General features: G+C 43.1%; 1 protein-coding gene. It reads left to right on the forward strand.

Annotation, left to right across the window (positions count from 1 at the left end):
* Window positions 1–41: 41 nt before the first annotated feature.
* Window positions 42–8612, forward strand: an 8571-nt coding sequence (locus BGP78_RS22450; protein WP_119863494.1) for a non-ribosomal peptide synthetase, incomplete at its 3' end; no start/stop codon positions are given.

The following is an 8612-nucleotide window of genomic DNA, read 5'->3' on the forward strand; positions in this document are numbered from 1 at the left end:
ACATATTAAATTCGAACCAATTTATGTTGAGTGGAGCCAGAATGTCACGGCAAAGACGTACCAGAAAAAACAGACAACTTTCTTCTTTATCGGAAGCTGATAAAAATAAATTACAGCAGATGATCAGCGGTGCAAACTCTGGCGTCGCCCCACATATTTCAGAGCATATCGCAGACGGTGAGTTAGTTCCTTTAACACCAGCTCAAAAAATTCTTTGGTATGCTTGGAAGTTAGATCCTGAAAATACAACATATAACTTAGGTGGAGCATTACATTTTGAAGGTTTACTTGATAGCAGTCGTGTAAACAGTGCGTTTAAAACGTTGTGTCAGAAACATGATGCTTTGCGTATTAAATTTGTAGAAGGTGAGTTGCAGGATGTTTGGCAAATTGATGGAGGTGATCAGACTTTCACTTTTTTTGAAACAACCGCCACTGATTTAGCGCAACGAAATGCACAATTGAAGCAAGTCGTTGTGCAACCATTTGACTTAGTTAAAGGGCCATTACTTCGGGTGGGTGTGGTTAATCAGGGTAATGATAGTAGTCTGGTCGTCACGCTACACCATATTATTGCTGATGGTACGTCAATGCAGCAGCTACTGGATGAATTCGTTGCTATTTACGTAGCCTTGAGTGAAGGGGCTGCGCTACGTGAAACGGATGAAACAGTGGGTTATCTGGGCTTTGCAAAGTGGTTAAACAAGCAAGACCAACAAGATTTATATGCGAAACAGTTAACGATTTGGCAGGAGTTATTGCAAGCAGATGAGCCGCTACGATTACCTGCCAATAATCAAGCGCGCCATTCAGGGCAATATAGTGTTAAAACCGAGATCCAAGTATTGGATGAACCGGTATGGCATAAGGTTTCAATGCTTGCTAAAGCCAACAATGTAACCCCATATTTGGTTTTACTGACCGCGTGGCAAGTACTCTTATCTCGTTTTGCTAATGCCACACGTGTTCAAGTCGGGGTGCCAGTGGCTAACCGTCACCTAAGTGAAACATTTAATCTTGTTGGCTTTTTTGTTAATACCCAAGCTATCCCACTGACTATTGAGCATCATGAGAGCTTTAGCTCGTTGCTTGATCAAGCATCGCATGTTGCAAAAATAGCACAGGGTAATCAGGATTTACCCTTTGAACATTTACTAAAGGCGTTAAAACCCGAGCGCCAAACGGGTGTTCATCCTATTTTTCAAGTGATGTTCAATTATCTGCGTCGTAATAAAAAGAGTTTGCAACAACTGGGTGGTGTAGCACTGCAGGACTTTGAGTTTTACCGTTTTGGTATGCCATTTGATTTGCAGTTAGATGTCATTGAAGAAGTAGGTCAAGAAACAACGTTGAACCTCATGTATGCAAATGAGTTGTATAGTCCTGAATTTGCGCAGCAGTGTTTACATACATTTCATGTGGTTTTAAGTGAGGTGTTAGCGCATATTCATGAACCTATGTCGCAATTACCTTTGTTGGCTGAGCAAGAGCTACAGCAACTTGCTGCTTTGCATATGGGCCGTGAAAGCCATCCATTTAGCACCTCAATACAGCAAATTATACATGAACAAAGTCAACGAGTTCCCACCGCAATAGCGGTGAGCTTTGCAGGGAAGACACTGACTTACGAACAGTTGGATACGCGAGCAAATCGCTTGGCTCATTGTCTGTTAGCAAAAGGTGTCAGTGCCGAAGATAAAGTGGGCGTATTGTTTGAGCGCAGTGCGGATATGGTTGTGAGTTTATTGGCAGTGTTAAAAGCTGGTGCGGCATATGTACCCGTTGACCCTACGCTACCAATAGAGCGTATTGAGTATATAGCGAAGAATAGTGGCTTGGCATTATTTCTTACGGATAGCTCGGATCAGAAATTTCCCAAGCTTGCTGATATTGCCCCGATGTTGTCAGTTGAAACAGGTGCACTAGAGCAATATGAAGCAACAGTACCTAGTTTGACTACGCATGCTGCCCAATTGGCATATGTGATCTATACATCTGGCTCAACGGGTAACCCGAAGGGCGTAGGAAACACACATGAAGCAATTTACAATCGAATTGCTTGGCAGCAGTCAGCATACCCCCTATCGGCAGAGGATGTCGTCTTACAAAAAACCCCATTTGGTTTTGATGTTTCTGTATGGGAGTTTTTCTGGCCATTGATGTTTGGTGCTAAATTGGTTGTAGCGAAACCTGAAGCACATAAAGATAGTACCCAATTACTCGATGTGATTATATCTGAACAAGTGACGACCATACATTTTGTGCCTTCCATGTTACAAGCGTTTATTAGTCATGAAGAGGTTAGCAGCGCAACGAGTATCAAACGCATTTTATGTAGTGGTGAAGCGCTGCCAAGTGAAGTGCAGGCAAAGGCGTTACAGCTGTTACCAAATACTGAGATCTATAATCTATATGGCCCGACAGAAGCGGCAGTTGATGTGAGTCATTTCACCTGTCATGGAGATGCAAGCTTGTCAGTGCCTATTGGCAAGCCGATTGATGGTATAGAGTTACTAGTACTAGATAGTGCATTGCGATTGAGCCCTATTGGCATTGCAGGTGAACTGTATATTGGCGGTATTGGGTTGGCTCGTGGCTATTTACATCGAGCTGATTTGACTGCAGAGCGTTTTATCGCAAATCCGTTTTCTAATGATGGTGCGAGACTATATCGCACTGGAGACTTAGTGTATTGGAATGAGCAAGGTCAACTAGAATATTTAGGCAGGACGGATCACCAAGTAAAGATCCGTGGCTTCCGTATTGAATTAGGTGAGATTGAAGCCCAGTTAAGAAAACTCGCGGGTGTGAATGAAGCTGTGGTGATAGCGGACGATACATCATCAGGCAAACGTTTGGTTGGATATCTATCTGGACATGATGAGTGCTTGGCTGATGTGGAGGCATTGAAAACAACGTTAGCGACGCAGTTACCAAATTATATGGTACCGAGTGTCTTAGTGGTATTGCCGGAGCTGCCAACGAATAGTAACGGTAAGATTGACAGAAAGGCGTTACCTAAAACAGAGCTACACAATCAAGTAGCTTATGCAGCACCCGAAGGTGCGCGAGAAACATTACTTGCTCAGATATGGAGTGAAGTGTTAGAGATAGAGCAAGTGGGCCGTTTTGATAACTTCTTTGCCTTAGGCGGAGATTCAATTAGCAGCTTACGTTTAATTGCTTTAGCAAAAAAACATGATATTACATTAAATGTTCAAGATATTTTTGACAGCACCGATTTACATTCCCTTGCACAGCTGAGTCTCACGTCAAATGGAAGCGTTATCTCACCGTTACTTAGGGCTGAAAGTGCGCATCAAACGCTCTCTTATGCACAAGAGCGTCAATGGTTCTTGTGGAAGTTAGCACCAGAGAGTGATGCTTACCACATTACGGGTGGTTTGATTTTAGAGGGGATGTTAGATTTTACTGCGCTGCAAAGTGCACTCGATTACATTCTTGAAAAACATGATGCATTACGTACCCGATTTGTTGAACACCAAGACGCAAGTGTTACGCAAGTTATTGAGCATGATGTTAAAGCAGATATTCAACGTTTAGATTGTGCGAGTCCTAATGCCGATCCAGAAGCCTTCAAGTCAGGCTTAGTGAGAACCCCTTTTGATTTAACAGCAGATCAATTATTGCGTGTTGGCTTAGTGACATATGCAAACGACAAGCATGAATTAGTGGTTGTGATGCATCATATTGCTTCTGATGGCTGGTCGGTAAACCTTATCATTGCGGACTTTGTCGCTGCTTACTCAGCAACAATAAATGGGCACGTATTAGAAGTAACAGAGCAACCTCGTTATAGTGATTATGCGCATTGGCAAAAGCAGTGGCTGGAAGAAGGTGAAGATGCGCGGCAGTTAGCCTATTGGAAAGCTAATTTAGGTGATTCACATCCGGTCCTAGAGTTACCTGCCGACTTACAGAGTAATCAACAGGAATATAGCAATGGTATAGCGGTTCACGCGATCCCAGTGACATTAAAAGCGCAGTTAAATAATTATGCGAAAAGCCAAGGGAGCACCTTGTTTGCCGTATTGATGAGTGCATGGCATATTTTACTTCACCGCTATAGTGGTCAATCCGATATCCGTGTGGGTATGCCTATTGCGAATCGACAGCATACTGAAAGTCAGGGCATTGTTGGCTTTTTTGTCAATACGCAGGTGATCCGTAGTGAGTTATCAGCGGCTATGACATTGGCACAAGTTGTTAAAGTGATTACAACGAGTCTCCAAGGTGCTCAAGCACATCAAGATTTACCATTTGAAAAGCTAGTTGATGGGCTGGGTTTAGAGCGCAACCTTAACCGTTCACCTTTGTTTCAGGTGATGCTTAATTACCAACGAAGAGAAGAAAATCAATTATCACAACTGTCTGAATTGACCATTAGTGAAGCCACATTGCCAACTAATAGTGCACAGTTTGATTTAGTACTCGAGGCCATTGAAAACGCCGAAGGTGACGTGACCTTATATTTAAATTATGCCGTTGAACTATATAGTGAAACTAGGGTTCAAGCGCTGGTTGATGGGTTAATGTCGATCCTCACTGAGATTGCGTTACACCCTGATAAAACGGTAAGCGATGTGGCTGTGTTAAAGCGTGATGTGGTAGATAAGGTGATCACGCTTGGACGCGGCAATGAATGTGAGCAACCTAAAGCTTTGCTACATGACAAAGTACACCATCATAGTGTTCATACTCCGAATAAAGTCGCACTTAGATTTAGGGATGAAGTTGTCACTTATGGAAAGCTAGTACATCAAGTGAATAGACTCAGCGCTTACTTACAGGCTCAAAATATTGTTCCAGAAGATCGCGTCGGTGTTATTTTTAGTCGAAATGTCGATATGGTTGTGAGCTTACTCGCGATTCACCAAACAGGTGCGGCGTATGTGCCTATTGATCCTAATTTGCCAAGTGATCGCGTAGAGTATATTGCTAAAAGCAGTGCTTTAAAGTTGATCTTATCTGATGGTTCTGCGGCAAAGTTTGCTGAGTCAGCGCAGCTGCTGAATGTACATGTGTTACAGGACATAACATATGCGTCAGACAATGTGTGTCACAGTCCATATATTGCTCGAGATAACCTCGCTTATGTTATTTACACGTCGGGCTCCACTGGTCAGCCCAAAGGGGTTGCGGTAACTCATCAAGGGTTATCTAACTATTTATCTTACGCTCAGAAATCCTACTTACCAAATGTATCATCAAGCCTAGTGAGCTCTACGCTCTCTTTTGATGCGACGGTAACGAGTTTATTAGTACCGCTATATAGCGGTGATACAGTGACTTTATTGCCGTCAGGAGATGAAGAGTTAAATAATCTCATTAAGCATTTACAACACAATACAGAAGCAACGTTATATAAAATAACACCCGCTCATATCGATGCCATTATTGCGAGTGAGTTACTCACTCCATCAGAGCAAGCACATTGCTTTGTAGTGGGGGGTGATAAGCTATTGGGCGCAACGGTTGCTCAATTAAGAACCGTGTTTCCACAAGCTCAGATCATTAATGAATATGGGCCAACCGAGACCGTTGTTGGGTGCTCAATATTTAATATTGAGGACAACTCGAGTGATCAGAGAGATGTTATGCCGATCACGGATGCAATTGATAATACGCAGTTATATGTGTTGAGTGATGCATTAACTTTGATGCCAATAGGTGTACCTGGTGAATTATACATTGCAGGTGAAGGGCTCGCTAGGGGTTATTTAAATCAAGGGACATTGACTGCTGAACGATTCATTGCTAATCCATTTAGCGATGAGGGAACGCGTTTATATCGAACCGGAGACTTAGCCCGTTGGAGCTTTGATGGAGAGCTTGAGTATTTGGGCCGTACAGATCATCAAGTGAAAGTGCGAGGCTTTAGAATTGAATTAGGTGAAATAGAAGCCAATTTATGTAATATCGACATGGTGCATGAAGCGGTTGTAATTGCAGATCAGACAGAATTAGGTACTCAATTGGTTGCTTATATCGTCGCGGATGATGAAGTCGAGTATGACGTCTTAAAAGAGATATTACGTGATCATTTACCGAGTTACATGATCCCTGACGTATTTGTCACACTGACACACTTGCCATTGACGAATAACGGTAAAGTTAATCGAGATGCCTTACCTAATGTTGAACGAAATATGGACAGTACGTTTGTTGCCCCTGAAGGTGAGCAAGAGAGTATGTTGGCCGCTATTTGGTGTTCAACGCTCGGGCTAGATCAAGTGGGCCGTTTTGATAATTTCTTTGAACTAGGCGGTGACTCAATCGTTAGTTTACAGATCATTGCCAAAATTCGTCAGGCCGGATACTTGATCACACCTAAGCAGGTGTTTGAACAACAAACGATTGCACGTTTGACTAAGTACTTAGTTGCGTTACAAGACGACGATTTAATTGAGCAAAGTGTCGCGGGTCAAGTCCCTTTATTGCCCATCCAATCAAGCTTCTTTAAAAAGGAGATGGTTGAACGCTCTCATTTGAACCAAGCGGTCATGTTACATAGCGATCAAGCATTAGACGAAGTGGCGCTTAACGCAGCAATTAGCACATTGATTGAAACGCATGATGCGTTACGTATGCGGTACTATCAAGATGAGGTTGGCACATGGCATCAGGAATACACCCCACATAGCGAGCAGCTTGTAGAACACACTAAGTGGGTACATGAAGTGGGTGTAGCTGACATCGAGCAATATGCACAACAGGCCCAGCAAAGTCTAGATATTACTCATGGTCCCATCATGAGAGTTGTACAAATGCGCGTCACTGATGGCACATATCGAGTGTTGTTAGTGATCCATCATTTAGTGGTTGATGGTGTATCTTGGCGGATCTTATTGGATGACTTGGCGATAGCTTATGAGCAAGCTATCGAAGGCAAAGCGCTTACCTTGGCATTAAAGAGTCACAGTTATCAGTATTGGGCTGAACGTGTGCGTGAGTATCCAAATCAATTTGCAGCGGAATTTGCTTATTGGTCTGAGCAAGTCACTCAGCCATTACAATTACCTAACTTAAATGCACAGGGCAGTAAATTGGCTTTACATCGCGCAGCGGTCAGCGTCAATTTAGATAAAGTGCGAACTGAGTCATTATTACATGAGGCACCAAAAGTATATCGTACACAGATAAATGACTTGTTGCTTAGTGCGCTGAGCGAAGCGCTGTATCAGTGGTTAGGTCAATCTGAAGTGTCTATCAATTTGGAAGGCCATGGCCGAGAGCCATGGGAGCAGGGCGTAGATTTAAGTCGGACTGTGGGCTGGTTTACCACACTTTACCCCATTGTATTGCAACGTATGCCCTCGTTGGCGGATACCATCATCGCCAATAAAGAAAACTTACGGGCTATTCCAAACAAGGGGATAGGGTATAGTGCATTTAAATTTAATGGCTCAGAGGCAGAGCAAACGCAGTTACAACAGAGCTCACTCAGTCAAATCGAATTTAATTATTTGGGACAGTTTGATAACAGCGCAGTACAGGACAGTACATCGGTTTGGCGTTTAGCATCGGAAAGCTCTGGCAAAGCAACGAGTGATAACATCGATCTTAATAACGAATTGACGATTAATGGGCAAGTGTTGAATGGGGCACTGTCTTTTGAAGTAAGTTTCTCACAAGCGCGTTTAAATAATGACGATGTGGCGCAGTTTGCCGCACACTTTGAGGCTGCATTACAGCAGATTGTGGCGCATTGCCAAACAGCAGAAGCTACATTGACCCCATCAGATGTCCCATTGGCTAAATTATCGCAAACACAATTAGCGGCGTTGCCACTTACCCTGAGTAATGTGGATGATCTGTACCCACTATCTCCGATGCAAGAAGGCATGTTATTCCACAGCATGTTTGAGCAAAGCAACGCGTATGTTAATCAGATTTGTTTTGAGGTGAAAGGCTTAGATGTTGCGCGCTTTAAACAGGCTTGGCAATCCGTCATCGCACGTCATGATGTACTGCGAACAGGGTTTGTATGTACAGATAAAATGAACTTACAGTTTGTTGCTAAAGAGAGTGCACAAGATTGGCAGGAGCTAGATTGGCAGCATAGTCAGTTAGATAAAAATGCAGTGATAAACGCAGCGCAAGCGGATAGAGAGCGAGGGTTTGATTTTATTACCGACCCAGGTTTGACGCGTTTAACATTGATAAAAACGGGCGTGTCAGAGCATTATTTAATTTGGACCAATCATCATTTATTAACCGATGGGTGGAGCTCATCCGCCATGATGGGCGAAGTGTTACAAGCCTATAAAGGCATCACGTTACCGAAAAGTCCGGTGCAATATAAAGACTATATTGCGTATCTTGAAAAACAAGATGCGGCAGGCAATTTAGCGTATTGGGAGCATGAAACGAGTAAGTTGACGGACCCAAGTTACCTAACGTCGGTATTAAGTGGCGCTGAAGAAGCAGAGCGCTATGCTAAGCAACATATTCAGTTTGATGAAGCACAAACAACGCATTTAACGGACTTTGCTAAGCAAAACCATGTGACAGTTAACACCGTTATTCAAGGTGCATGGGCATTATTGCTGTCGCGATACTTAAATCGAGATACGGTATGCTTTGGGGCA

This window comes from Pseudoalteromonas sp. MSK9-3 (assembly GCF_003590335.1).
In the GTDB taxonomy this organism is placed as follows: Bacteria; Pseudomonadota; Gammaproteobacteria; order Enterobacterales; family Alteromonadaceae; genus Pseudoalteromonas.